The 24,108-nt window shown below is 69.5% G+C and carries 21 protein-coding genes; 4 read left to right on the top strand and 17 right to left on the bottom strand.

Features of this window, described 5'->3' with window-relative positions:
• Positions 1 to 260 precede the first annotated feature (260 nt).
• Genes AB0M47_RS14030 through AB0M47_RS14020 form a run of 3 tightly spaced genes read right to left on the bottom strand, consistent with a single transcriptional unit; the run spans position 261 to position 3,459 of the window.
• The gene (locus AB0M47_RS14030) at positions 261 to 1,487 is read right to left on the bottom strand and encodes a sugar ABC transporter permease (protein WP_363412750.1); all 1,227 of its coding nucleotides are present in this window, start codon (positions 1,485 to 1,487) and stop codon (positions 261 to 263) included.
• Entirely contained in the window at positions 1,484 to 2,338 is an 855-nt protein-coding gene (locus AB0M47_RS14025; protein ID WP_363412748.1) for an ATP-binding cassette domain-containing protein, read from the bottom strand. The genes AB0M47_RS14030 and AB0M47_RS14025 overlap by 4 nt, the downstream gene beginning before the upstream one ends.
• On the bottom strand, positions 2,335 to 3,459 hold the full coding sequence (locus tag AB0M47_RS14020) for a sugar ABC transporter substrate-binding protein (protein ID WP_363412746.1): 1,125 nt from the start codon (positions 3,457 to 3,459) through the stop codon (positions 2,335 to 2,337). Before AB0M47_RS14020 ends, AB0M47_RS14025 begins: the two co-directional genes overlap by 4 nt.
• Positions 3,460 to 3,575: 116 nt before the next feature.
• Between AB0M47_RS14020 and AB0M47_RS14015 the strand changes: the two genes are divergently transcribed.
• Positions 3,576 to 5,966, top strand: a complete 2,391-nt coding sequence (locus AB0M47_RS14015; RefSeq protein ID WP_363412744.1) for a SpoIIE family protein phosphatase — start codon at positions 3,576 to 3,578, stop codon at positions 5,964 to 5,966.
• A gap of 11 nt (positions 5,967 to 5,977) precedes the next feature.
• Here the strand turns inward: AB0M47_RS14015 and AB0M47_RS14010 are convergent, their stop codons facing one another.
• Both AB0M47_RS14010 and AB0M47_RS14005 read right to left on the bottom strand, forming a co-directional pair.
• The gene (locus AB0M47_RS14010) at positions 5,978 to 6,805 is read right to left on the bottom strand and encodes a SigB/SigF/SigG family RNA polymerase sigma factor (RefSeq protein ID WP_363412742.1); all 828 of its coding nucleotides are present in this window, start codon (positions 6,803 to 6,805) and stop codon (positions 5,978 to 5,980) included.
• Between the two features lie 173 nt (positions 6,806 to 6,978).
• The gene (locus AB0M47_RS14005) at positions 6,979 to 8,199 is read right to left on the bottom strand and encodes a glycosyltransferase (protein ID WP_363412827.1); all 1,221 of its coding nucleotides are present in this window, start codon (positions 8,197 to 8,199) and stop codon (positions 6,979 to 6,981) included.
• 96 nt (positions 8,200 to 8,295) lie between these two features.
• On the opposite strand from AB0M47_RS14005, the gene AB0M47_RS14000 reads away from it, so the two are divergent.
• A complete protein-coding gene (locus tag AB0M47_RS14000) occupies positions 8,296 to 10,401 on the top strand; it encodes a glycogen debranching N-terminal domain-containing protein (protein ID WP_363412740.1) in 2,106 nt (701 codons plus the stop codon).
• Positions 10,402 to 10,435: 34 nt separating this feature from the next.
• Here the strand turns inward: AB0M47_RS14000 and AB0M47_RS13995 are convergent, their stop codons facing one another.
• Positions 10,436 to 10,762: an STAS domain-containing protein gene (locus AB0M47_RS13995; protein WP_363412738.1), complete on the bottom strand. Its 327-nt coding sequence runs from the start codon at positions 10,760 to 10,762 to the stop codon at positions 10,436 to 10,438.
• 28 nt (positions 10,763 to 10,790) lie between these two features.
• Positions 10,791 to 11,180 (bottom strand): heavy metal-binding domain-containing protein, encoded by a 390-nt coding sequence (locus AB0M47_RS13990; protein WP_275978326.1) that lies wholly within the window; start codon positions 11,178 to 11,180, stop codon positions 10,791 to 10,793.
• A gap of 317 nt (positions 11,181 to 11,497) precedes the next feature.
• Here AB0M47_RS13990 and AB0M47_RS13985 point away from each other — a divergent pair, with 317 nt between their 5' ends.
• Positions 11,498 to 12,568, top strand: coding sequence for a glycosyltransferase family 4 protein (locus AB0M47_RS13985; protein WP_363412736.1), 1,071 nt, complete (start codon positions 11,498 to 11,500; stop codon positions 12,566 to 12,568).
• A 79-nt stretch (positions 12,569 to 12,647) separates the two neighbouring features.
• Here AB0M47_RS13985 and AB0M47_RS13980 read toward each other — a convergent pair whose 3' ends face one another.
• The 3 genes from AB0M47_RS13980 to AB0M47_RS13970 are packed head-to-tail and all read right to left on the bottom strand — an operon-like array spanning position 12,648 to position 14,234.
• Positions 12,648 to 13,373 carry a metallophosphoesterase gene (locus AB0M47_RS13980; protein WP_363412734.1) on the bottom strand — a complete coding sequence of 242 codons (726 nt, stop codon included), beginning with the start codon at positions 13,371 to 13,373 and terminating at the stop codon, positions 12,648 to 12,650.
• On the bottom strand, positions 13,373 to 13,666 hold the full coding sequence (locus AB0M47_RS13975) for a hypothetical protein (protein WP_363412732.1): 294 nt from the start codon (positions 13,664 to 13,666) through the stop codon (positions 13,373 to 13,375). Before AB0M47_RS13975 ends, AB0M47_RS13980 begins: the two co-directional genes overlap by 1 nt.
• The gene (locus tag AB0M47_RS13970) at positions 13,659 to 14,234 is read right to left on the bottom strand and encodes a nucleotidyltransferase (protein WP_363412730.1); all 576 of its coding nucleotides are present in this window, start codon (positions 14,232 to 14,234) and stop codon (positions 13,659 to 13,661) included. Before AB0M47_RS13970 ends, AB0M47_RS13975 begins: the two co-directional genes overlap by 8 nt.
• A gap of 103 nt (positions 14,235 to 14,337) precedes the next feature.
• Here AB0M47_RS13970 and ctaD point away from each other — a divergent pair, with 103 nt between their 5' ends.
• On the top strand, positions 14,338 to 16,083 hold the full coding sequence (gene ctaD, locus AB0M47_RS13965) for a cytochrome c oxidase subunit I (protein WP_363412825.1): 1,746 nt from the start codon (positions 14,338 to 14,340) through the stop codon (positions 16,081 to 16,083).
• Between the two features lie 141 nt (positions 16,084 to 16,224).
• On the opposite strand, the gene mctP is transcribed toward ctaD, so the two are convergent.
• From mctP to AB0M47_RS13930, 7 genes are all read right to left on the bottom strand, one after another.
• On the bottom strand, positions 16,225 to 17,853 hold the full coding sequence (mctP, locus tag AB0M47_RS13960) for a monocarboxylate uptake permease MctP (RefSeq protein ID WP_363412728.1): 1,629 nt from the start codon (positions 17,851 to 17,853) through the stop codon (positions 16,225 to 16,227).
• Positions 17,853 to 18,098 carry a DUF3311 domain-containing protein gene (locus AB0M47_RS13955; RefSeq protein ID WP_253760947.1) on the bottom strand — a complete coding sequence of 82 codons (246 nt, stop codon included), beginning with the start codon at positions 18,096 to 18,098 and terminating at the stop codon, positions 17,853 to 17,855. The genes mctP and AB0M47_RS13955 overlap by 1 nt, the downstream gene beginning before the upstream one ends.
• Before the next feature lie 116 nt (positions 18,099 to 18,214).
• Positions 18,215 to 20,080 (bottom strand): DUF2142 domain-containing protein, encoded by a 1,866-nt coding sequence (locus AB0M47_RS13950; protein WP_363412726.1) that lies wholly within the window; start codon positions 20,078 to 20,080, stop codon positions 18,215 to 18,217.
• A 19-nt stretch (positions 20,081 to 20,099) separates the two neighbouring features.
• Positions 20,100 to 21,179, bottom strand: coding sequence for a histidine phosphatase family protein (locus tag AB0M47_RS13945; RefSeq protein WP_363412724.1), 1,080 nt, complete (start codon positions 21,177 to 21,179; stop codon positions 20,100 to 20,102).
• Positions 21,176 to 21,916, bottom strand: a complete 741-nt coding sequence (locus AB0M47_RS13940) for a C4-type zinc ribbon domain-containing protein (RefSeq protein ID WP_363412722.1) — start codon at positions 21,914 to 21,916, stop codon at positions 21,176 to 21,178. Before AB0M47_RS13940 ends, AB0M47_RS13945 begins: the two co-directional genes overlap by 4 nt.
• Before the next feature lie 100 nt (positions 21,917 to 22,016).
• Positions 22,017 to 22,808, bottom strand: coding sequence for a Nif3-like dinuclear metal center hexameric protein (locus AB0M47_RS13935; RefSeq protein ID WP_363412823.1), 792 nt, complete (start codon positions 22,806 to 22,808; stop codon positions 22,017 to 22,019).
• 223 nt (positions 22,809 to 23,031) lie between these two features.
• The gene (locus tag AB0M47_RS13930; protein WP_363412720.1) at positions 23,032 to 24,033 is read right to left on the bottom strand and encodes a glyceraldehyde 3-phosphate dehydrogenase NAD-binding domain-containing protein; all 1,002 of its coding nucleotides are present in this window, start codon (positions 24,031 to 24,033) and stop codon (positions 23,032 to 23,034) included.
• Positions 24,034 to 24,108: the final 75 nt, after the last annotated feature.

Genomic DNA, 24,108 nt, shown 5'->3' with positions numbered 1-24,108 from the left:
GCATTGGTTACTGCCGATGCCGCTTGATCAGGGTCACTTCCATGTCGCTATGGCAACACAGAAATGACCCTGATCATGGTCCGCATGATCAACGGAAGTTTCGCGGGGTCATGGCCCCACATTTACTCCGTTGATCATGGCGGCGACGCACGCAGCCCAGCCGCCCCTCCTCTTCGGTGCGCCTTTGGAGCACGCCGCAGGCAAAGCGATGCACAGCGGCGGGGCGCCGGATTCCCGACGCCCCGCCGAATGAGGAAGGGTCAGCCGCGACCGCTCGCCCGGCGGCCCCGGCGGGACACCGAGTCGAGGATGACCGCCGCCAACAGCACCGCCGCCGTGATCATGTACCGGACGGAGGAGTCGACGTCGATCAGCAGCATGCCGGAGCTGATCGAGCCGAGCACGACCGCGCCGAGCAGGGCGCCCCAGGGGCTGCCCCGGCCGCCGAAGAGGCTGACGCCGCCGATGACCGCGCCGGCGATGGCCAGCAGCAGGACGTCGCTGGCACCGGTCGTCTGGGTGGCCGAGAAGCCTCGGGAGACGAGCAGGATGCCGCCGAGCGCGGCGAAGGTCGAGCACAGCGTGAAGACGGAGATCTGGACCGCCGCCACGTTGATGCCCGCCCGGCGGGCCGCTTCGATGTTGCCGCCGACGGCGAAGATGCTGCGGCCGTACCGGGTCTTGCGGAGCACGAGGTCCAGCACCGCCACCAGACCGACGAGGATCAGCAGGCCGAGCGGTACGCCTTGCCACGAGTTCAGCACGGCCACCGTCACGACCACGATCGCGGCCAGGCCGATGACGCGTACGAGGTCGCTGCGCAGCGACGCCGCGGGGAGGCCGGCGGAGGCTCGCCGCGCCCGGGCGGTGAACGCCGCGAGGGCGTACAGGGCGACGACGATCACCCCGACGATCCAGCCCGCCGCCTGGCTGAGCTTGGTGTTCATCAGGTCGGTGATGGTGCCGGTCGGCACGTTGATGGTGCCTTCGGAGCCCAGCAGGTAGAGCTGGAGGCCGAGCCAGCCGAGGTTGCCCGCCAGGGTCACCACGAACGCCGGTACGCCCAGCTTGGCGAAGATGGTGCCCTGCAAGAACCCGATCAGCGCACCGAGCAGCAGCGCCACGATGATGGCGGAGATGTCGGACCAGCCTCGGCGTACGGACAGGACGGCCAACGCGGCGGCGCAGACGCCGGCGACCGAGCCGACCGACAGGTCGATCTCGCCGAGCAGGAGCACGAGCACGATGCCGACGCTGATCATGCCGACGGCGGTGATCTGCAAGGCCAAGTTGGACAGGTTCTGCGCGGTCAGGAAGCGATCGTTGAGCGCCTGGAAGACCACCCAGATGATGATCAGCCCGATGAGCACCGGCCAGGCGCCCAGCTCGCCACCGCGTATGCGGCGCTTGATCAGCTCCCACGGGGAGTGGGTGTCGGAGTCGGCCAGCGGACCGGCCGCGGGCGGCGGAATGGTCGGGTTGGTCATCCCTCACCCCCGAGATCCCCGAGGTCGCGATCGTCGACCGGCCCGGTGGCGTCGCCGGTCCCCGAGTCCGGCGAGCCGCCTTCGCTGCGGGCCCGGCGGCGGGTGACCGCGTTGTCGAGGGCTCCCGTGATCGCCTGCACGATCTCCTCCTGACTGGTCTCGTCGGGGTCGAAGACCCCGGCGTTGCGGCCCAGCCGCAGCACCACCACCCGGTCGGCGACCGCCTTGACGTCGGCCAGGTTGTGGCTGATCAGGATCACGCCGAGGCCCCGTTCCCGGAGGCGTTCGACGAGATCGAGGACTTCGGCGGTCTGTGCGACGCCGAGGGCCGCGGTCGGCTCGTCCAGCAGCACGACCTTCGGCTCGCCGAGCAGGGACCGGGCGATCGCCACGGACTGCCGCTGACCACCGGACAGGCCGGCCACCGGCACGCGTACGCTCGGCAACCGCACCGAGAGGCTGCCCAGCAGCTCGCGGGAGCGTTTCTCCATGCCGATCTCGTCGAGGACCCTGGTCCTGGTCAGTTCCCGGCCGAGGAAGAGGTTCGCGACGACGTCGAGGTTGTCGCAGAGCGCGAGGTCCTGGTAGACGGTCGCGATCCCGAGCCCGGTCGCGTCGGCCGGCTTGGTGATGTGGACCGGCTTGTCCCCCCACCGGATCTCGCCGGTGTCAGCGGGGCCGACACCGGCGATCACCTTGATGAGTGTGGACTTCCCGGCGCCGTTGTCACCCACGAGCGCGACGACCTCGCCCGGGTACACCTCCAGGCTGACGTCGGTGAGAGCTTGCACCGCGCCGAATCGCTTCGAGATGCCCGTCAGCGCGAGCACCGGAGAGTCCGTGGCGGTCACTTGATACCAGCCGCCTGGCAGGCCGAGGCGAACTGCGAGGTGCAGATCTGGTCGACCTTGTAGAAGCCGTCCTTGACCACCGTGTCCATGATCGTGTCCTTCTTGACGACGACCGGGGTCAGCAGCACCGAGGTGACGTCGACGGTGCCGTTGTTGACCGTGGTGGTGGGCTCGCCGGAGTACGCCTGCCCGGTGGCGGCGGCGATGGCCATCGAGGCCGCGATCTCGGCCTCCGGCTTGATCGCCTTGTAGATGGTCATGTACTGCTCACCGGCGACGATCCGCTGGATCGCGGCCAGCTCAGCGTCCTGTCCGGTGACGGGCGGGAACGGCGTGGTGAAGCCGCCGCCCTTCATCGCCGCGATCGCACCGCCGGCGGTTCCGTCGTTGGCGGCGTACACGCCGATGATCTTGTCCTTGCCCAAGGCGGTGATGGCCTGTTCCATCTCCTGCTGGGCCTTGTCCGGCGACCAGTCCGGGGTGTCGAACTCCTTGCCGATGGTGACCTGGCCGTCGAGGACCGAGTGCGCGCCGGCCTTGAAGTCGGCGGCGTTCGGGTCGGTCGGCGAGCCGTTGATCATCACGATGTCGGCGCGCTTCGGGTCACCACCCGCTTTCAGCGCGTCCAGCAGGGCCTGCCCCTGGAACTGCCCGACCTTCTTGTTGTCGAACGAGACGTAGTACGCGATCGGGCCCTTGGCGAGCCGGTCGTACGAGACCACCGGCACGTTCTGACCCTTGGCGCTGTTGACGATGGTCGCCGCCGCGGAGGCGTCGACCGGGTCGAGGATGAGTACCTTGGCTCCCTGCGTCAGCATGGCCTCGGCCTGCGACTGCTGCTTGGAGCTGTCCTGGTCGGCGTTCTGATAAAGGATCTCGCACTTGGGGCAGAGTTCCTTGATCTTCGCCTCCATGTACGGCTTGTCGAACGTCTCGTACCGGGTCGTCTTGGACTCCGGCAGAAGAATGCCGACCTTGAAGCCGTTCTCGGTGCTCTCGCCGCCGCCGGTGGTGGAGCTGCCGCCGTTGTTGTTGTCATTCGAATTGCCACATGCCGTCGCGGCCAGCACGAGCGCCAATCCGCTCGCGGCCACCAGCCGGCGCCACTGTCCTCGCATCATAGGGGTTAGCTAACCACTTTCACCATGATAAGAGGCGGTTTCGCCCGATTTGCTCACCTGGCCGCCCGGCGACCCGACGACAGGCGATCCGCGGCAGCGCGCCATATGATCGCCCAGTGGTGGAGAGCACGGCCGAAGACTGGCCGGTCCGCGTCCAGCGCCTCGAACAGGAGGTCGCCGGGCTGCGCCGGGCCATGCGTACGCGAGCCTTGATCGAGCAGGCGAAGGGCATCCTCGCCGAACGTCAGGGTGTCGACCCGGAGACGGCGTACGCCCAGCTCTCGCAACGCTCGCAGCGCAGCAACACCCCCCTGGTCGACGTCGCCGCCGACGTCGTCAACGGCATCGCCCCGCCCGATCGACCGGCCGCCGTGGCGGTGACGGCCGAGCCGGAGACCCCGCCGGTCGCGCCGGCCGCCCCGCGGCGCACCGAAGCACTGTCCATCACACCGGAGCCGCGCCCGCTCACCGTCATGGCCGGGCTGGCCCCGACCAAGCCGCCGGCCTGGCCCGACGAGGCGAAACGGCGGCTGCGCCGGGCGGTCTCCGCGTTCACCGCGGCCGACGACATCACCGGGTTGACCTCGGCGGTCATGGCGAACGCGGGCGATCCACCGCCCAGCGGCGTGGCCGTTTTCGCCGCCGAACCGAACGGCTCCCTGCGCCTGATCGGTGCGGAAGGCTGGACGTCCCAGCAGATCAGCGAGGCCCGGCGGATTCCCTCGTTGATCGCCACGCCGATGAGCGAGGTCGTGCGGCACGCGCATCCCGTGCTCTTCGACGGTCAGGCGGAGACCGACCTCGCCCTGGTCGGGCCGGGCCCGGCGATGGTGGGCTACCCGATCGCCATCGAATCGCGCGTCACCGGCGTACTGCTGATCTCGTGGACGCAGCCGCGTGAGTTCACCGCGCTCGACCGCAGCTATCTCGACCGCCTCGCCCAGGAGTCGGGCCGCGCGGTCGGCCGGGTCTGGGCGCAGGCGATCGCGGGCACCGCCGCCTCGCTCACCGGCGACCTCGGCTGGATCCAGCGCGTCATCGAGGCCGCCTCGGGCATGACCCAGCTGCTCACGCCGATCCGGGACGCCGCCGGGGTGGTCATCGACTTCCACGTCGCGGCGATGAGCCCGCTCGCCCAGGCCGACGAGCCCGACGCGCTCGGCCGGCGGCTGCTCGACGCGTACCCGCATCTGCTGACGAACGGCATCTTCGACGCCTACGTGCGGACGCTGGCCGACGGCACGCCCTGGGAACGGGAACCCGAGCCGGAGGACGCCCGGGTCGCCGGGACCTGGCAACGAGTCGTGAAGGGCCGCCGGGCCGCGCCGATCGCCGGGGCGGTCATCGCGTCGTGGCGGCGCGTCGACGAGTTCGTCCGGCTGGAGGAACAGGTCACCCAGATGGAGCAGCTCGGCCACTTCGGCTGGTGCGAGTGGGATCCGATCGGCAAACGCATGTGGTGGTCGCCGGGCATGTACCGGCTGCTCGGCGTGTCGCCGCGCAAGGGGCCCTTGTCGCGTACCGCCCTGGTCGAACTGGCCGAGCCCGAGTCGCGGCCGATCCTCACCGAGGCCCTGCGCCGCGCGGCGCACGGTGGTCAAGCCACTGTGGACATCGATCTGCGCCGCGGCGGCGAGGAGCTGGTCCGGCTCCGCGCGTTCGCCGCGGGCGAGGGCCCGCGGCCCGAGGAGACCGACCCGCGCGGCACCGTGCGGCTCCTGGTCCAGGACATCTCCGTGCAACTCCAGCTCGACGAGCAACTGCGGCGATCGCAAGCGCAGGCTTCAGCTCAACGGGTACGCCTGGCGGCCGAGCACGAACTCACCAGAGCCCTGATGGACCTGCTGTATCCGGCCCGCTCCTTCGACCACAGCAGCGGCCCGTTGCGCGTGGTCGGGCGGCACTTCGCCACCGATCGCACGGCTCCCCTGCGCGGGGACTTCTGTGACGCCCAGCTGCTGCCGAACGGCGATCTGCTGCTGGTGGTCGGCGACATGTTCGGTTCGGGCCTGACCGCCGCCTCGGCGGTGGCCCGGCTCATGCCGCCGGTCGTCGCGCTGGGCATCGCCGGACTCGCACCCGAGGCGATCCTGGCGGTCCTCAACACCGAGCTGCATCGGCTGCCCGATCCGCCGCTGGCCAGCCTGGCGCTGGCCCGGGTGGACCACGAGACGAAGGTCGCGACCTGGGCTCAGGCCGGCCACCTGCCCCCGATCCTGGTACGCGCCCGCACCGCCACGGCGACGCCGTTGAAGTCGCCCGAGGGGCCGGCGCTGGGTCTGCTGCCGGACGCGATGTTCAGCAGCGGCGCCGCCCAGCTGGAACCGGGCGACACCCTGGTGTTCTACACCGACGGCGTCCTCGATCGGCGGGCCCGTGATCCGCTGAAGAACCTGAGCAACAAGCTCGGCCGGGGCGTACGCGCCGGCGAGCCGGAGTCGGCGTTGACTGTGCCGACTCCGGCTCGAACCGACGAGGCATGCCTCGTTGCTCTGTCCTACTCGTAGAACCTGACGGATCAGGCGTCTTCGAGCAGGACGTTCTTCAGCCGGTTGAGCGACTGGGTGAGCAACCGCGAGACATGCATCTGAGAGACGCCGACGATCTTGGCGATCTCCGCCTGGGTCATGTTTCCGAAGTACCGCAGCACCAGGATCTTCTGCTCCCGGGCCGGCAGTGCGGACACCGCCTGCCAGAGAGCCTGGCGCTCGGGGACGAGTTCCAGCTCGTTGTCGACTCCTCCGACGAGATCGCCGAGTTCGACGTCGACGTCTGCTCCCCGCACCGGCGCGTTGAGCGAGTAGGCCCGGTAGGCCCGCGCGCACTCGAGACCGGCGCTCACCTGATCGGTGCTCAGTTTCAGGTGCTCGGCGAGATCGGCCACGGTCGGCACCCGGCGCAGAGACTGACTCAGCGTCGGAATCGTGCGGCTGATCTCCATGTGCAGCTCCTGGAGCTGGCGGCGGACCCGAATCATCCAACCCCGGTCGCGGAAGTGCCGCTTGAGCTCACCCACCATGGTGGGCACCACGTAGTGCAGGAACGACTCGCCGCGCTCGGTGTCGTACCGATCGACGGCCTTGATCGCAGCAACCAGGGCGACCTGAGTCAGGTCGTCCATCTCTTCACCGCGATTGCCGAAGCGCAGCGCGATGCGCCGCGCGAGGGGAACGCACGCCTCGATGACCGACTCGCGAAGTCGCGCCCGCTCGGGGTCGTCAGCATCGAGCTTCTGCATCCGAGCGAGGGCGTCCGAGGTCTTCGCCTCGAAGTCGCCTGATGCCGCCGTCGACTCGGAGTTGTGCGTGCTGTGCTGGAACCTGACCTTCTCCTGGGTCATGGACATGACTGCTGTCACCTGCGCCGGCCCCACGCGAAAAGCCCTTGGCCTTCCGTTGGCGCCTTCGGTGTCCAGAAACGGTGGCACCCGACTGCTTGAGTGCCGCACAGCGTCACGGCTCACCGGGCCGCTGTCGCGTCAGGCGTTTTGACGCGGCCTCAGTCTAGTCCCTCCAGCCGTCAGCGCAAACTGACCAGTTGTCGGGCGATAACCGATCGGTATACGGCCTCCACCTGTTCGGCTACCCGCGGCCACGGGTAGCGGGCCTGGGCCTGACTCATCCCGGCCACCGCGTACGCGTACCGCCGGGGTTCGACGGTCAGCAGTTCGCGGATGGCCTTCGCCAGGCCGTCCACGTCGCCGGGGGTGACAAGCAGGCCGGACACACCGTGCGCCACCGAGTCGGCCAGCCCGCCGACGGCGTACGCCACAACCGGTGTGCCACAGGCCATCGCCTCCAGCGGAGTCATCCCGAACGTCTCGTACGCCGGCGTGCAGGCGAGCAGGTCGGCCGAGCGATACAGCTCCGGCATCCGCTCGTTCGGCACCCCGCCGAGCAGTTCCACCCGATCGGCCACACCGAGTTCCTCGGCCGCCTCGACGAGCCGTTGGGCGACCGGGTCCGCCGCCAGCCGAACCTTCGCCGGCCCACCCGCGATCACCAGGTGCGCCCCCGGAACCCGGCGGATGGCCTTGATCAGGTCGAGGAAGCCCTTCCGGGGGATCATCCGCCCGACGGCCAGGATTCGGGGCGTCTCCTCCGGCGACCGCAACCGGGGTCCGTCCGGGCCGGGCCGGAAGCGGTCGAGATCGACGCCGGACGGGACGACGGCGATCTGTCCTCGGGCGATGCCGAGTTTCAGCAGCTCCCCGACCTCGTCGGCGGATTGGGCGATGACCCGGTCGGCGCTGTGCGCGACCAGCGGCTCCAGCTCCGTCCGTTCGGCCGGGCTGGTGTCGGCGACCCCCTGCACCCGCCGCTTCACGGTGCCGAGCGCGTGGAAGGTGGTGACCAGCGGCAGGCGCTCGCCGTCCAGGACTCCCGCCCCGGCCCGGAGCGCGGCCACCCCGCTCATCCAGTAGTGCGAGTGCACGACGTCCGGCGGCGCGACGGTCCAACGGGCCGCCAGCCAAGCGCCGAAATCGGACATGAAGGGCAGCAGGTTGTCCCGGGGAACGGCCTGCGGCGGGCCGGCCGGAACGTGCACCACCCGGAAGCCGCCGGACTCCACCGTCTCTGGCGGCCCCGGATCATCCCGGCGGGTGAAGACCTCGACCTCATGGCCCCGGCGGGCCAGGGCGGTCGCCAGCGCGGCCACATGGACGTTCTGCCCACCGGCGTCCACCCCGCCGAGCTGGGCGAGCGGGCTCGCGTGCTCCGAGACCAAGGCGACGCGCAGTGCGCGCGGCCCCGATCGGGTCGAGATCGGCATGCTCGGCGGCGTACCCCGGCCGCTGGGGCATAAACCCCGACACGCCCGGGTACGCCCGGATCTGTGACCGAAGGCCTGGCTGCCCCTGACCCGTTCGAAGCATCCCAACCACCCGCGCTCAGCGGCGTACGCGGGGTGGTGACTCTCGTCGAGGGGACGACATTCTGCATCAGCGAGGCCACCGGCGACATCGTCGGCAACGGCCTGCAAGGGCTCTACTTTCGTGACGCGCGCGTCCTGTCGCGCTGGCAGTTGCGGCTCGACGGGCAGGCTCCGCAGCCGTTGTCGGTGGTCGACAGCGACGCCTTCACCGCCCGCTTCATCGGCCGGCGGCCCGCCGTCCCGGGTAAGCACGACAGCACCATGCTGGTGGATCGGCACCGCTGGCTCGGCCGGGGCATGCGGGAGGTGATCACCCTCAGCAACGTCGCCCGGGAAGCCACCGCCGTCTCGGTGGAACTGCTGGTGGACACGGATTTCGCCGATCTGTTCGCCGTCAAGGAGGGCCGCCCCGGCGCGCCCTCTCCGCGTACCAGTAGATCTGGCATGGAGCTGTTCTTCAGCCGGGAGGACGGGTCGCGCGGTCTGTTGGTCCACGCGGCCGGCGAGCCGACGGTGAGCGCCGCGGGCCTGGTGTGGCAGGTGGTCATCCCCCCGCGCGAGAGCTGGACGGTGGAGCTGATCGCGCAGCCGGTGGTGGCGAACTGCCGGATCGAGCCGCGGTTTCGCGACCTGCCCGCCGAGAAGGGCGAGCCGGGCTGGCGGGATCGGGTCACCGAGCTGCGCGTCGAGCACCCGGGGCTCGCTCGCATCCTCCAGCGCACCGTGCACGACCTGGAGGCGCTGCGCATGATCGACCAGGACGAGCCGCAGCGGATCTACGTCGCCGCCGGCGCACCCTGGTTCATGACGCTCTTCGGCCGCGACAGCCTGCTGACCAGCTGGATGACGCTGCCGCTGGACCCCACCCTGGCGGTCGGCACGCTCCAGACGCTCGCGGCGTTGCAGGGCACCCAGCACGACCTGCGCACCGAGGAGCAACCCGGGCGCATCCTGCACGAGATGCGGCTCGGCCCGCAGAACGTCGAGACGCTCGGCGGCATGAACTACTACGGGACGGTCGACGCGACACCGCTGTTCGTCGCGCTGCTCGGCGAGGTCTGGCGGTGGGGTGCGGCGGAGAGCACCGTCCGCGCGCTGCTCCCGGCGGCCGACGCCGCACTGTCCTGGATGGAGCGGCATGGCGACCGGGACGGCGACGGCTTCCTGGAATACCAGCGCGCCACCGATCGTGGCCTGGACAACCAGGGCTGGAAGGACAGCTGGGACGGCATCAACGACGCCACCGGCCGGCTCGCCGAGCCGCCGATCGCGCTCGCGGAGGCGCAGGGGTACGCGTACGCGGCGTGGCTGGCGCGGGCGGAGCTGGCCGAGGCGGTCGGCGAACGGGCCACCGCGTCGGCCTGCCGGGCCAAGGCGGAGAAGTTGCAGCAACTGTTCGCCGAACGGTTCTGGCTACCGGAGGAGGGTTTCTACGCGATCGCGCTGGACGGGCTCAAGCGCCCGGTCGACTCGATCACCAGCAACCCGGCGCACTGCCTGTGGAGCGGCATCGTCCCCGACGAGCACGCCGAACGCATCGTGGCCGGGCTCGCCGGGCTGGACTCGGGCTTCGGGCTGCGGACGCTGTCGGATCGCATGGGGGCGTACAACCCGATGAGTTATCACAACGGATCGATCTGGCCGCACGACACGGCGATCGCGGTCGCGGGCCTGATGCGGTACGCCCACATCCCGGGTGCCGTCCCGCTCGCCCACCGGCTCGCCGACGGCCTGATCCGGGCGGGGCAGGCGTTCGGCGGCCGGTTGCCGGAGCTGTTCTGCGGGTTCTCCGCCGACGCGTTCAGCCCGCCGATCCCGTACCCGACCTCGTGCTCGCCGCAGGCCTGGGCGAGCGCCGCTCCCCTGCTGCTGGTGCGCTCGTTCCTCGGCCTGGAGCCGGACGTGCCGAACCGGCGCCTGCGGCTGGCCCCGGCGTTGCCGCCGTCGTGGGGCCGGATCAGCCTGCGCAGGTTGCGGCTCGGTGATTACGACCTGCGAGTCGGCGCTTCGACCAGCGGCGCGCACATCACCGGGCTACCTCCCGAGTGGACGGTCGCCCTGCCGTGACGATCTCTCGCATCGAGCTGTCGGGGCGAGCGGGTCAGCTGCTCTGCGCGGAGAGCATCGTCGCGACCCCGGTGACCTCCAGTACTCGGGCCACCCAGTGCCGGGCGCCGCGGACGGACAGCTGCAAGCTCGCCTGCCGGGCCGACCGGTACGCCTCGACGAGCGCGCGTACGCCGGTGGAGTCGATGAACGTGACGCCCGCGAGGTCGATGACGACGTCACGCCGGTCGGCGATCGCGGACTGCAGTTCTTCGGTCAGTTGGGCGACGGTGGTCAGGTCGACGTCTCCCCGGACGAGCACTGCGGTGGCGTCCGGTTCAGACTTTCGTTCTACCGCGAAATCCTGGTCATCCATACGCATCGCCGCAATCGGCGCACATCCGTTTCTTCTAGAGGCGCATAGTCTCGACCGAACTTACCCTCTTGCGCCGAGAAGCGGGAGCCGGAACCGCCGGAACCGCACGAACCGCAGTCCCGTACGCGCAGATCTCGTTCCAGACCTCGGTCACCAGACGGTGGTCCATCCGCATGGCGATGACGGCGTTCGCCCCGATCTTCCGCGCGTTGTACGCCATCATCTCGATCGCCTCCTCCCGGCAGCGCCGCATGAGGTCCATGCGTTCGGTGTTGGACACACCCTGCCCGTCCGCGAGTGATCGCATGCCTTCCAGGTATGGGCTGATCGAGTGCGGGGAGACCCCGACGACGGCGCCCATGATCGTCTCGACCTCGTATCCGGCGATCCACTCGGTCGTCACGACGACGATCCCCGATCGCATGCCAGCCACTTCCATCGCCAAACCTGCCCATCCCCGTGAGTTGTCAGAGCGCTGGACCAGGGATCTGATCCAGCGCCGGCGTCTATGACGGTTACCGAACTCGTTGCAGAAAAGCACCGCTCTAGGGAAAAACGGCCAATACCCACCGGCGGCTGACGCAAACCGCCCGAGCGGGTGACCCCAGGGTGACGCGGCACCACCCCAATCGGGTGACCGCGGTCCGGCGTGTCCCGACTGACACGCCGTGACAGACGTGGGTCCAATTCGCAAACGGGGCAATTTGCATACCGGCGTTTTACCTGGGTATGGACGCGTTCGTGGAATCGCTCAGCATAGTGATGGTCGCGCCGCCTTACTTCGATCTACCGCCCGCCGGATACGGCGGGATCGAGGCGGTCGTGGCCGATCTGACGGACGGCCTGATGGCCGCCGGACACAAGGTGACACTGGTCGGCGCGGGGCGGAACGGCACACTCGGGGAACTGGTCCCCGTCTGGCCGAGCACGCTCGGCGACCGGCTCGGGGACTCGGCCGTCGAGGTGGAGATCGCTCTGATGACCCGCCGGGCCGTCCAGAAACTGATCGCCCGACGGGCGGTCGACGTGGTGCACGACCACACCTTCTCGGGCCCGCTCAACGGGGCGATCTACGCCGATCTCGGCGTACCGGCGCTGACCACGGTGCACGGTCCGGCGCACGAGCAGAACCGCCGGTTCTACCGGGCCCTGGGCACCGACGTGGGGCTGATCTCCATCAGCGGTCAGCAACGGCGGCTCGCGCCCGAGCTGAACTGGGTCGGCACCGTCTACAACGGACTACGTCCGAACGACTGGCCGTACGCCGAGCGCAAACAGGACTACGCGCTCTTCCTCGGCCGCTATCACCCGACCAAGGGCGCGCACCTCGCGATCGAGGCCGCGCACCGGGCCGGCCTGCCGCTCATCATGGCGGGCAAGAAGATGGAGGCCGTCGAGAAGGAGTACTTCGAGGAGGTCATCGAGCCGATGCTCGGCCCGGACGACGTCGCCATGGGCGTCGCCGACGCCGCTCAGAAGCGGGAGCTGATGGTCAACGCCCGTTGCCTGCTGTTCCCCATCACCTGGCAAGAGCCGTTCGGCATGGTGATGATCGAGTCCATGGTCTGCGGCACACCGGTCGTCGCCCTGCGCTCCGGGTCGGTTCCCGAAGTGGTGGAGCACGGTGTCACCGGAATCATCTGCGAGGAGCCCGACGAGCTGCCGCAGGCGTTGCACGATGTGACCCGGATCGATCCGGCGGCCTGCCGTCGCCGGGTGTCCGAGATGTTCAGCGCCAAGGCGATGGCCCGCGGGTACGCGCAGGTGTACCAGCAGGCGGTGGAGTCGGCCGGTCGGCTCGCCCTCGTCTGATCTGGCGATCGATGCACGCGGCCCGCGGAGGTGCACACCGCGGGCCGCGTTCTGTCGTGCGTTCCTATGTCGTGCGTTCCTAGCAGGTCTGGTCGATCGCGAACACGCTGTACGCCTGCCGGATCACCGGATGCGCGACGTTCCGCACGCGTACGCCGCCCGGGGTGACGCCCCGTTCGACGCCTGCGTGGGCGTGGCCGTGGATCGCCAGCTGGGTCGGCACTGCGTCGATCGCCTCGGCCAGCAGGTAGGAGCCGAGGAACGGGTAGATCTCCAGCGGCTCGCCCTGCAAGGTGTCCGGCACCGGCGAATAATGCGTGAGAGCGACGCGTACGTCGCATTCGAGCGACTCCAGGGCCTTGGTGAGCAGGCTCGCGCTGAACTCCGTATGCCGCACGAAGTCCTTCATCTCCGGTTCCCCGAAGGCCGTCGCGCACCGGCCGGCGAAGCCGCCGCCGAAACCCTTGGCCCCGGCGACTCCCAGCTGACCGTTCTGAGTGTCGACGACGGTCCCCTCCCCCTCCAGGACCGTCAGCCCGGCGGCCTGCAGAATGCCGGTCACCTCGATGACCCGGTCACCGTGGTAGTCGTGGTTGCCCAGGACCGCCACCACCGGCACGTCCAGCCCGCCGAACTCCTCCGCCACGCACTCGGCCTCCTCGGGCGTACCGTGGCGGGTCAGGTCGCCCGCGAGCAGCAGGATGTCGGCATGATCCGCGACGTCGTCCAGGGCCGGCCGGAACCGCCCCACCACGTCCCGGTCGAGGTGCACGTCTCCGACTGCTCCGACTCGTACGCGTCCCATCAGTGCCGATCCTCACTGGCCGCGCCCGCCCCGGCGGGCGGCCGGCCGGTCAGTTCCTCAGGTTCCTGCGGCTTGTGTACGCGCGGAACGGACAACTCGTTGCGGATGGTCAACTCCGGGAAGGCCTCGGCGATCCGCAGCTCGACCTCGCGGCAGCGGAGCTCGCTTTCGACCTCGCCCCGCAGCACGAGCAGATCGTCATGCCGGACGGCGTCGATGCCCAGCTCGCCGCCGTCCTCGGCCAGCAGGCGCTGCACCTGGGCCAGTAGATATTCGTCCTTCATCTCAGGCATCTCCCGTCTCCAGCTGCGGCGGCGCGATCTCCAGCAGCTCCGCCAGGCGGATGAAGGCCGCCGCGTACGGAGACTCTTTGGTCTCACGGCGTACGCGACTCCAGTCGATCCGCTCGCGCAGCGACCGGGCCAGCGGCAGCCCCTTGGAGTAGTCGCAGTGGTGCTCGTTGAAGGTCAGCAGCTTGTGCACCATCAGCGTGGTCGGCGACAACACCGGCATGCTGAGCGCGGCGACCTTCATGACAGCGGCGTCGGCGAGGGTGTCGTCGTCGACCTCTCGATCCACCGGGCGATGGATGAGGTCCACCAAGGTGCCCTCGTGGTACGCCTTCACCAGCCAGTCTTCGGGGGGACGGTGCGTCTTCAGGCCGGCGGCGGCCATCGCCTCCAGGGACCGGTCGACGTCCTCGGCCTTGATCAGGAAGTCGACGTCATGGTCGCTGGACGCACCGCCGTGCGCGTAGACGGCGTACCCCCCGGCCAGCGCGAACGGGATCTGCGCGCTCTTGAGGACGCTCGCCGCCACCTTCAGCGCCTCGATCAGCACCTCGTCATCGGCTCTGGTCACATCAGCCCGCATACCCTGAACCCCGATCAGGTACACGCGTCAGATCCGGACAAACTCCCTGTAATGATCTTTATCAAAGAGTAGCGTGACGCGCGTGACTCCCGTGAACACGCCGGGCACCTCCATACAGCCGGCAATCATCGACACATATCCGGGACCCGTTCGCCTACCGGCCAAGGGTTCCGCGTTCGGCCGCATCCTGCGGACCACCGACGCCAAGCAGATCGGGATCATGTATCTCGTCACGTCGTTCGGCTTCTTCCTGGCCGGCGGACTGATGGCACTGATCATGCGAACCGAGCTGGCCCGGCCAGGCCTGCAATTCCTGTCCGCCGAGCAGTACAACCAGCTGTTCACCGAGCATGGCACCATCATGCTGCTGCTGTTCGCGACGCCCATCCTGTTCGCCTTCGCGAACTACGTCGTGCCGTTGCAGATCGGCGCGCCGGACGTCGCCTTCCCACGGCTCAACGCGCTCGCGTACTGGTTGTATCTGTTCGGCGGGACGATGGTGGTCTCCGGGTTCGCCATGCCCGGCGGTGCGGCCGACTTCGGCTGGTTCGCGTACCAGCCGCTCGCCGGCGAGGTCAACAGCCCCGGGCCCGGCGCCAACGCGTGGTTCGTCGGCCTGGTGATCTCCGGCCTCGGCACGATCCTCGGCGCGGTCAACATGATGACCACGATCCTGACCTTGCGCGCGCCCGGCATGACGATGTTCCGGATGCCGATCTTCACCTGGAACATCCTGGTGACGTCGCTGATGGTGCTGCTCGTCTTCCCGATCCTGGCGGCGGCGCTGCTGGCGGTGATGGCCGACCGGGTGCTCGGCGCGCACGTCTACGACCCGTCGACCAACGGCGCGCTCCTGTGGCAGCACCTGTTCTGGTTCTTCGGCCACCCCGAGGTCTACATCGTCGCGCTGCCGTTCTTCGGCATCATCACCGAGGTCATCCCGGTCTTCAGCCGCAAGCCGCTGTTCGGCTACAAGGGAATGGTGCTGGCGACGCTGTCCATCGCCGCGCTGTCGATGAGCGTGTGGGCCCACCACATGTTCGTCACCGGCCAGGTTCTGCTGCCGTTCTTCTCGGTCCTCAGCTTCATGATCGCGGTGCCGACCGGCATGAAGTTCTTCAACTGGATCGGGTCGATGTGGCGCGGCAAGGTCACCTTCGAGACGCCGATGCTGTTCTCGATCGGCTTCCTGGTGACCTTCCTGCTCGGCGGCCTGTCGGGGGTGCTGCTGGCCAGCCCGCCGCTGGACTTCCAGGTGTCCGACTCGTACTTCGTCGTCGCGCACTTCCACTACGTGCTGTTCGGCACGATCGTCTTCGCCGTCTTCGCCGGCGTCTACTTCTGGTTCCCCAAGATGTTCGGCCGGATGCTCGACGAGCGGCTCGGCAAGTTCCACTTCTGGCTCACCTTCATCGGCTTCCACACCACCTTCCTCGTGCAGCACTGGCTCGGCAACGAGGGCATGCCCCGCCGGTACGCCGACTACCTGCCCAGCGACGGGTTCACCACGCTGAACACGATCTCGACGATCGGCTCCTTCATCCTGGGCTTCTCGATGCTGCCGTTCCTGTGGAACGTCTGGAAGTCGTACCGGTTCGGGCCGGTCGTGACCGCCGAGGATCCGTGGGGCCACGGCAACTCGCTGGAGTGGGCGACGCCCACCCCGCCGCCCCTGCGCAACTTCGACCGCATCCCGCGTATCCGGTCGGAGCGGCCGGCGTTCGATCTGCACCACCCAGAGCTGGCGCTCGACCGGGCCCTGACGCCCGTCTCCGCTCCCCCGGCCGCGGCGGCGATCCCCCCAGATCAGGGATCCGGGTCGAATCTTGCGTCATGATTCGACCCGGATCCGTGATCCAGCGCTGAGCGGGCGCGGGAAGAGGGGCGCGAAGAGCGGCGGGGGTACGGAAGGGGCCGGGCTCCGAAGAGCACCGGCCCCTGATCGACCTCCCCAGGTCGAGTCTTCGGCCCTAGCGGGTCAGGCGACGGCCGCCTCGGTCGGCGTGGCCGCGCCCTGGGGCTCGTCCTCGTCGACGAAGTAGTCCGGCCGGGCCGTGCCGTCCGTGCCATCGGCGACCTTGGCCGCCCGCAGGACCAGCGTGCCGAGCGCCGCGACGACGAGGTTCGCCACCACCGCGACGAGCCCCGCGTAGATCGTCATCTTCGTGTCGAAGCCGAGCTTCGACAACGGGAAGTTCGATCCGGCGAAGTGGTCGCGGGTCGCGTTGCTGACGTTGTACAACATCCACATGCCGAACGCCATTCCGGCAACCCATCCCGCGATCAAAGCTCCCTTGTGGAACCAGCGGGTGAACAGTCCGATCGCGACGGACGGCAGCGTCTGCAGGATGATCACGCCGCCGATGAGCTGAAGGTCGATGGAGAACTGCGGGTCCAGCAGGATGATGCAGAGCAGGGCGCCCACCTTGACCACCAGTGAGGTGATCTTGCTGACCTTCGCCTCCTGGGCCGGCGTGGCCTCCTTGTTCAGGTACTCCCGGTAGATGTTGCGGGTGAACAGGTTCGCCGCGGCGATCGACATGATGGCCGCCGGGACCAGCGCGCCGATGCCGATCGCGGCGAACGCGACGCCCGCGAACCACGCCGGGAACTGGCCCTGGAACAGCAGCGGCACCACGGTGTTCGTATCGGGCGCCTTCGTGCCGGGCAGCGGCGTCACCTTGGCGGCGATGGCCGCGAACCCGAGCAGCGCCAGCAGCCCGAGCAACAGCGAGTACGCCGGCAGCGCCGACATGTTCCGCTTGATCACGTTGCGGTTCTTCGAGGCCAGCACCCCGGTCACGGAGTGCGGGTAGAGGAACAGCGCCAGTGCCGAGCCCAGCGCGAGGCTGATGTACTGCAACTGGTTGTTGGCATTCAGCAGGACGCCGTCGGCTGGGTTGGCCGAAGCCTGGAACTTCGCGTCGGCCGCCGAGAAGATGCCGTCCCAGCCACCCAGCTTGGTCGGCAGGATGATGATCGCCGCGAGGATCACGACGTAGATCAGCGAGTCCTTGACGAAGGCGATCAGCGCCGGCGCCCGCAGGCCCGACTGATAGGTGTACGCCGCCAGGATGGCGAACGCGATGATGATCGGCAGGTGGCGGGCGACCGTGGAGTCGCCGGTGAGGCCGATCGTCTTGAGCACCGCCTCGATGCCGACGAGCTGGAGCGCGATGTACGGCATGGTGGCGACGATGCCGGTGATCGCCACGAGCAGCGCCAGCGTCGGCGAGCCGAACCGGACCCGGACGAAGTCGGCCGGGGTGACCAGGCGGTGCTTGTGCGACACCGACCAGAGCCGGATCAGGATCAGGAAGAAGATCGGGTACAGGATGATGGTGTACGGGACGGCGTAGAAGCCGAGCGCGCCCGCCCCGAAGACGAGCGCCGGGACGGCGACGAAGGTGTACGCCGTGTACAGGTCACCGCCGATGAGGAACCAGGTGATCCAGGAGCCGAAGTTCCGGCCGCCGAGACCCCATTCGTCGAGGTGCTCCATGGTGGCCGGGCGGCGCCAGCGGGCGGCGACGAAGCCCATCGCGGACACGGCGACGAACAGGACGGCGAAGACGACCAGCTCCACCACGTGGACGTTCTTCCACATCAGCGGTCACCTCCTGAGGCGGCGCCACGCCGCTTGGTCATCTGGTAGACGACGGTCGTGGTGGTCACGCCGAGCACGATGAAGGCGAGTTGGAGCCAGTAGAACAGCGGGAAGCCGAAGAGCTTCGGCTCGATCGCGTTGAACAGTGCGGGGATGAGCGGGACCACGATCGGGATGATCAGCAGCCAGTTCCACGGGCTGCGATCGCCGGCCGGATCGGGAGCGGGCGGGGCGGGTTCTCCCATTGAGCGCCTCCTTTGACAATCGCGGGTCGCGCGAAGGAGACCAGATCTTGGGAGGCCGCGACAGTCGCGAGTGCATCGCTGAGCGCCGAACGGTCACACCGCTGCGCCGAGCGGTCTCACCTGTGCGCGTACGCCACGTAACCGTGTGTGGTCAGCGTCCAGTCCTTGGGGACGAGCTTCCGGCAGACCTTCAGGTCACCGGTGCAGACGATGGCGTCGACCTCGTCGGCACGAGCCGGCGGTCGCTTCGGGATCACCGATTGCATCGCGACGAACTCACGGCCGGGCAGCAGGACCCACCAGGGGTATTCCCAGTTGTCGTTCTGCTGGACGAGCCCGATGCGCTGGGCGCCGGAAGCCTCGATCTGGTCGCGAGCCCACAGGAAGTCACCTGTCCACTGCGGACGGCGCAGGAATCGGGTATCGACCGAGCTGGTCGTGAAGAGCGAACCCTCGCCCACCAGGCGGCGTGGGAAGCCGTACCCCACGGCCAGGGTGGCCGACAACGCGGCCGCCACGATGGTCACCACGATCAACCGGAACGGCCAGCGTCGCGCCATCGCCTTGTCGAGCCACAGGCCCGCGAGCGGTGCGGCCAGGACCAGCACGAACACGATCAGGCGATTGCCCCACGGCTGCCACTTGACGGTCGCGACATAGAGCAGCCCGGCCATCGCGACCATCAGAATGTACGCACGGAGCAGCCCGGCGGATTCGGTGAAACGGCGCGGGCGGATCGCGCAGAAGAGCACCCCGAGCAGAACCAGTACGCCCTGGATGGGTAGCGAGACCCGGTCCTCGTCGGGATACCAGGCGACGACCGGGAAGTACGTGACGCCGAAGGTGATGTCGCGGTCCTGCGGGTCCACGCCGACCGCCCGCGAGATCCCCTCGACCCCGGCCGCGACCGCGTGGCTCAGCGGCGCGAGCGGGGTGTCGAGCGCGGTCTGGCCGATGCGCAGCCCGTTGACCAGGATCGCCGCCGGGTCGTGCCGCTGCATCGGGACCGAGTCGGTCAGCCGCGACGAGCCGAGCGGGCTGCCGAACTCCTGATAGTTCCGGTGGTAGAAGGGCGCACAGAGGACGGCCGCGACCGCGAGGACCGCGACCGACGTTCCGGCGACGCGGCCGATTCCGCGTACGCGGCCGAGGCGGAGCTGCGCGAGTCCCCAGAGGACCAGCATCGGCGCGGTGCCCAGGAGCCCGGTCGCCTTCGTGACGGCGGCCAGCCCGAAGCCCAGCCCGATCCACAGCGCCGTACGCAGCGTGGCCTTCCGGTTCGCGTCGTCGAGCACGAGCGTGGCGACCGAGGCGACCCAGCCCGCGACGATCAGGTCGACCTGCGTACTGCTGGCCTGGAGGGTCACCATCGGCGTAGTCGCGACCACGAAAGCGGTCAGCAGCTGGGCACGCCGGCTCCCGCGGAACTGGGCGACGATCCGCGAGGCGGCGAAGACGCACAACACGCCGGCGGCCCACTGCACGAGGTTGTAGAGGGCGTCCCCGCCGGTCAGCAGACGCAGGTGGGCCAGCAGGTATTCGCCGCCGGGAGCGAGGCTGATCTGCCGCTGGATCGCCGTCGGGTACGCCTGCAGGTTGCCGTCGGCGACCCAATGCTCGATCCGGGACAGGTGATAGGTCTGGGAGTCGAAGTTGTTCGGCTCGGCCAGGATCGCCATGACCAACTCGATCAGCAGCAGCGCCCCGATCACCGCGACGAGCAGACGCTCCACTTTCGAGGCGGCCGCCCACCAGGCGCGGGCCGACGCCCATCGCCGGGCCGGACGCGGCAGGGGGCGGCCCCGGCGGGCCCACCAGCCCAGGAAACCGGCGAGGAAGAGCACCCACACGAGGGCGGCCGACCAGCGGTTCAGCGCGTCGAAGGCGCTCAGCGCCTCCAGCGTGACCACGGCGTACGCCCCGATCAGCAGCGCGGCGTGGACGGCCCGAAGGCGAAGCGGCGCAGTGGTCTCCCCGGTCACGCAGGGAAGTGAATCACGCCTACCTGGACGGCAGGTGACCGGTCTCGTTCACCGAACGCACCGCGACGCCACCATCGGGATAGAGGTCCACGACGCTGATCCCGGCCGGGTCCAGATAGAGCCGATAGAGGAAGGCGTCCCCGGCGGCGAGGGCGTCCCGGAGGATCAGCTTGATGGGTGACACGTGCGAGACGACGGCCACCGTATGCCCGGCGTGCTGCTGGCGGATCTGGGCGATCGCCCGGCGCACCCGCTGCGCGACCCGTTGGAAGGACTCCCCGCCGGGCGGTGCGACCGCGGTGGACTTCAGCCACGCCTGCATCGCCGCCGGATCCCGTTCCCGGGCCTCGGCGAACGTCAGCGCCTCCCACTGTCCGAAGTCGACCTCGATCAGGTCCGGCACGACCTCGACCGCCAACTCCGCGTCAGCCATCTCCGCGATGTATCCGGCGGTCTGCGTACACCTCTGGAGGGGAGAGGAGACCACGGCCGAGAGCGGGCCGAGGGACTTGAGTCGCTCGGCGGCCGCCCGGGCCTGGGCCTCGCCCACCGGCGCGAGCGGGACGTCACCGCGGCCGCTGTAGCGCTTCTCGGCGGTGAGCGGAGTCTCGCCGTGCCGGACGAGGATGAGCCGGGTGGGCGGGTCCTCGCGGGGCTCCCAGCTCTGCTCGGTGGCCGCCTCGGTCAGCTCGGCCTGGGTCGCCGCGTCCATCGCCTCGTTGGCGAGCCGGTCGGCGTGCTGGTTGCGTTCGCGCGGAATCCACTGGTAGCGCACGGAGGCGAAGCCGCGGACGAGATCGGCTGCCTTGGCCGCGAGCGGGCGCAGCCCCGGGTGCTTGATCTGCCAGCGGCCGGCCATCTGCTCGATGACGAGCTTGCTGTCCATCCGGACGTCGACCTCGGTCGCGCCCACCTCGGCCGCGGCCGTCAACCCGGCGATGAGGCCGGCGTACTCGGCCGCGTTGTTGGTCGCGATCCCCAGCGACTCGGACCGTTCCGCGAGCACCGCTCCGGTCCCGGCGTCCCGGACGACCGCGCCGAAGCCCGCCGGGCCGGGATTGCCCCGCGACCCGCCGTCGGCCTCGACGACGACCTTCACAGCCCGCTCTCGCTGGTCCGCACCATGATCCGGCGGCACTCCTCGCACCGGACCACTTCATCCGCCGGGGCCGACTTGACCCGTACGCGGTCCGCCCCGGCCAGCTCGATCCGGCAACCGCCGCAGCGACCGTGCTGGACGAGCGCCGCGCCGAGCCCGCCGGACACCTCGCGGATCTTGTCGTACAGCGTGACCAGCTCAGCCGGGAGGTCGGCGGCGAGCGGCTTGCGGGCGCCCGCCTTCCACTCCGCCTCCTTGGTGATCTCGGCCAGCGCCTCGTCCCGCTTCGTCTCGGTCGCCTCCCGGTCCACCCGCGCCTGGGCGAGCCGCTGCTCGATCCCGTCCAGCGTGCCCTGCGCCTGATCCCGGCGCTCCATCAGCTCGATCTCGACATCCTCGAGATCCGACTGGCGACGCTTCAACGCGGTGATCTCGTGCTCGATCGCGGTCAGCTCCCGCGCCGGCAGCCGGCCGTCGTCGAGGCGCTGCTGATCCTTGGTCAGCCGCTGGCGTACGGTGTCGACCTCGCGCTCCTGCTTGGCGATGTCCCGATCAAGGTCGTCGACATCCACCTGGGCGCGGACGCGCTCGTCGGACTGGGACGAGATCTCCCGGGCCAGCCGATCCAGCTCGGCCAGCTCCGGCAGGGTCTTGCGCCGGTGCGCGAGCTGGGCCAGCGTCGTGTCGATCGCCTGCAGGTCGAGCAGGCGCCGCTGGTCTTCCGGATCGGCCTTCATACGTTCCCTCTCCCCTACCTGCTCATACTCCGGGCTCTACCCCGTTGATCATGGAGTTAACTGTGGTCTCGACGGCGTGTCGACGCAGCAATCACCATGATCAACCCGCTCCCTGATCAAATTCTCCGCCGGGGGCGTACAGGTTCCACGGGTCGGTCCGGATCTGGGAGACGATCGTCTCAATACCGAAGCGATTCCGCAGCAACTCCGCCACTCGCGGCAGCCACGGCCATTCGGTCGCCCAGTGGGCCGCCTCGATGATCGCCGGGCCGCCTGCGGCGATGTGTTCGCTCGCGTAGTGATGCTTCACGTCGGAGGTGACGACAGCGTCCGCACCCGTGACGGCCACGTCGGCGAGGTGCTCCGCGCCTGATCCCGAGCTGACGGCGAGGCGGCTGATCATCCGATCGGGGTCGCCGGCGGCGCGTACGCCCCAAACTGTCACCGGCAGCACCTCGGCCGCCTTCTTCGTCAGCTCCCGCAGCGGGAGCGGCGTCGGCAGGGTGCCCACGCGGCCGATGCCCTCGGGCGTCATCAGCTCCCGGTCGGTCAGCCCGAACAGGTCGGCCAGTGCCTCGTTCACCCCGTCGGGAGCGACGTCGGCGTTGGTGTGCGCGACGTGCAACGCGACGCCGCCGCGGATCAAGTCGTGCACGATGCGACCGGCGTACGTGGTCGGCGCGACCGAGGAGACGCCCCGGAACAGCAGCGGATGATGCGACACGATCAGCTGTGCGCCCAGGTCGAGCGCCTGCTGGGCGGTCTCCGGCACGACGTCGACGACGCAGAGCACCCGCTCGACGCGGGCCGTCGGCTCACCGAGCACCAGACCGACCCGGTCCCAGCTCGCGGCGGTCGCCGGCGGGTACCACTCGTCCAGCGTGGCGATCACCTCGCCGACCGTCGGCTTCTCGGCCGTCGGCTTCTCGGCCGTCGCCTTGCCGGCCCTCACCGCTCCGGCCGTCGCCGCTCCGGCCGTCGCCTTGCCGGCCGTCGCCTTGCCGGGCGGATCAGGGTTCTGGGTCGAATCTTGGCCCAAGATTCGACCCGGAACCGCGATCTCGCGGTCGGCGGCGTCGCTCAGCGACCCGTTGTCGGGGCTCATTCGGGAGACGCTACCCGAGCAGGCCGGTGACGTCGGCCAGGCGGTGGGCGAAACCCCACTCGTTGTCGTACCAGGCCACGACCTTCACCGTGTCGCCGACGACGGTGGTGAACTGCCCGTCGACGATGCTCGACTCGGCCGCCCCGACGATGTCGGAGGAGACCACCGGCTCCTCGGTGTAGCCGAGCACGCCCTTGAAGTGCCCGGCCGCAGCCGCGGCGAGCGCGGCGTTGACGGCTTCCGCCGCGGGCGCGTGCGGCATGCGTACGACGAGGTCGGCGAGGCAGCCGATGATCGCGGGCACCCGCACGTGCAGCCCGTCGAGGCGGCCGGCGATCTCCGGGACGGCCACGCCCATCGCGTGCAGGCTGCCCGGCTTGAGCGGCACCGGGATCAGGTTGGCCGCCGCCGCCCGCCCCATCCGCGGGTTCCAGTGCGGCGAGTCCAGCAGCGCGCTCTTCGTCGCGTCGTACGCGTGGACGGTGGTGAGCGTGCCTTCCTTCAACTCGCCGAGACTGCGCAGGACGGCGAGGATCGGGACGACGGCGCTGCTGGTGCAGCAGGCGGGCGACACGATCCGGTGGCGATCGCGGTCGAGCGCCTCCTCGTTCACTCCCATCAGGACGGTCGCGTCTGCGTCCACTGTGGCCGTCGAGATCAGCACCCGCTTCGCGCCCGCGCGCAGATGGGCGGCCGCGAGGTCGGCCGAGAAGAACTGGCCGGTCGCCTCCAGGACGACGTCGACGCCGAGATCACCCCACGGCACCCGGCCGGGCTCCGCCTCCTGGTACGCCGCGACGGGCATGCCGTCGACCGTGATCGCGTCGGGCGTACTCGTGATGTCGGCCGGGAGCCGGCCGCGCACCGAGTCGTATTTCATGAGGTAGGCCAGGTTGGCGGCGGGGGCGATGTCGTTGATCGCGACCACGTCCAGCTCGGGCCGGGACAGGCTCACCCGCCAGAAGGTTCGCCCGATGCGGCCCATGCCGTTGATCCCGACCCTGACCGCCACCCGATCGTCCCCCTTGGAGTCGCCGACGGAGCGTTAACGCTCAGCGACCCCACAGTATCCGAGAGAGTTCGAGGC

Source organism: Hamadaea sp. NPDC051192 (assembly GCF_040682475.1).
Lineage (GTDB): Bacteria > Actinomycetota > Actinomycetes > Mycobacteriales > Micromonosporaceae > Hamadaea > Hamadaea flava.
The sequence above is the reverse complement of the archived record's forward strand: the minus strand, read 5'-3'. Positions and strand labels throughout refer to the sequence as shown.